The 1,192-nt window shown below is 61.2% G+C and carries 1 protein-coding gene; it reads left to right on the top strand.

Annotated elements, in window-relative coordinates; genetic code table 11:
* Positions 1–69: 69 nt before the first annotated feature.
* Positions 70–1,146 (top strand): ABC transporter substrate-binding protein, encoded by a 1,077-nt coding sequence (locus AB4Y87_RS25875; protein WP_442007081.1) that lies wholly within the window; start codon positions 70–72, stop codon positions 1,144–1,146.
* Positions 1,147–1,192 lie beyond the last annotated feature (46 nt).

Consider the following 1,192-nt stretch of genomic DNA (forward strand, 5'->3'; position numbering starts at 1 on the left):
TGTGAGGAATTGAGGAATTGTTGTGATGTGAGGAATTGAGGAATTGTTGTGAGAAAACGAAGGAGCGTGATGGCGCGCGGATCCCTGGTTGTCGCATGCGGGTTGCTTGCGCTGACAGGATGCGCGTCCGGAGGAGCCGGTTCGGCCGCGGGCAATTCGAACGCGAGCCCGAGTGGCACGCTATCCAAGGTCATGGACCAGGCGGAATGGTCGAAGGTCGTTGACGCCGCCAACAAGGAAGGCGAGGTGACGGTTTACGGAGTCGTGAACGCGAAGACCGTCGACGCGGTAACCAGCGGGTTTGCGAAGGACTACCCGAACGTCAAACTGACGTACGTGCGTCTGAGCGCATCAGACATCAGGGCCAGACTGGATGCCGAGATCGCGTCCGGGAACGCCGGTGCGGATGCCGTCGACAATCTGGATCACCCGACGTTCGATGGCTATGCGGCCAAGGGTGCTTTGCTGCCGCTCACTGTTCCGTCACTGGGCGATCCGGAATTCGATCGGGCCAAGTATCAGCGCACTCCCGATGTAGGACAGTTCGCCGACGGGCCGTACGTGTGGGCTTGGAACACCAAGTTGTTGCCGAACGGCATCAGCTCCTGGCAGGATTACTTGAACCTCGACGTGTCGCAGGTGGGAGCAACGGACCCCTCGATCGGTCCGAGCGTCGCCGCGATGTACCAAACGTTTGAGGGCTCTGACGCCGGGGGCTCCGGATTCCTTGACAAGCTGACGGCTAAGGGCAAGCCCCAGATTTATGCGGGTTCGAACCCCCAGGTCGCGGCGCTGGCTGCTGGGGAAGTGGCTGCCTCGCTGCCAGTTCCTGTTGCGGTCGCGGCGACCATCAAAGCGACCGGTGCACCGATTGACTACCGACTTCCCCCGACTGCGCAGAGCATCACCAGTGAGCTGGCGGTTGTGAAGTCGGCCAAGCACCCGAATGCGGCGCAGGTATTCGCGAACTGGCTGCTGGGCAAGTCGGGTCAGGCGGCTGTAGCTCAAGGTGGATACCTTGCAGTCCGCCAGGGCACGCCCCAGACCGTCCAGACGAACGGAGCCACCATTGTCGAGCTCCCGCAGATCACGACCGAGCAGTTCAAAGCGTTCCTGCAGCGCTGGAACCAACTGTTGGCCAAGTAGTAGCTAGTTGCTGGCTCGCAAGCGCTCAGTGCTGACGCGATATAGG

The organism is Paenarthrobacter sp. RAF54_2, assembly GCF_052113945.1.
In the GTDB taxonomy this organism is placed as follows: Bacteria; Actinomycetota; Actinomycetes; order Actinomycetales; family Micrococcaceae; genus Arthrobacter.

Excerpts from the sequence above, each read along its gene's own strand:
- AB4Y87_RS25875 (WP_442007081.1), top strand. The coding sequence starts at position 70 with ATGGCGCGCGGATCCCTGGTTGTCGCATGCGGGTTGCTTGCGCTGACA.